Annotated in this window: 1 protein-coding gene; it reads right to left on the bottom strand. The window is 31.2% G+C overall.

Annotated elements, in window-relative coordinates:
- Positions 1–208: hypothetical protein (locus tag GH681_RS23455; RefSeq protein WP_194271326.1), on the bottom strand; the 208-nt coding region annotated here is incomplete at its 3' end.
- Positions 209–368 lie beyond the last annotated feature (160 nt).

The raw sequence follows: 368 nt of genomic DNA, 5'->3' as shown, positions 1-368 counted from the left end.
CGCAATCCTGAATTCTACCCTTTGCTGCACGAGATTCACGTTCAAGTTGTTCTTGTTGGATCTGTTTCTTTGCTTCAGTAACTGCTGATGCTTCAACTTTACCATCTTTTTCTTCTTGATGTTTCATTCCAGCTTCAAAGTTATAACCTCCATCAGTTACTTTGTCACACAACATTGATGCACCTAACATAATTCCTACAAAATTCATAAAATTCTTCATAATTCTTTTGATTTTAATTGTTAATAATTGATTTATTTAAGTGAATGAATTAACCCCATAAAGTATCTGATAAATGTCTGCGATAGATTTCATCTCTTTCTTCTCGAATATCTATCTGCATTTTAATAATAATATTTATCAGTTCTTC

Origin of the sequence: Zoogloea sp. 1C4, assembly GCF_009469605.1 — a bacterium.
GTDB lineage: Bacteria > Pseudomonadota > Gammaproteobacteria > Burkholderiales > Rhodocyclaceae > Zoogloea > Zoogloea oryzae.
Note: the sequence above shows the minus strand (reverse complement) of the source record. Positions and strands in the feature narration are given on the sequence as shown.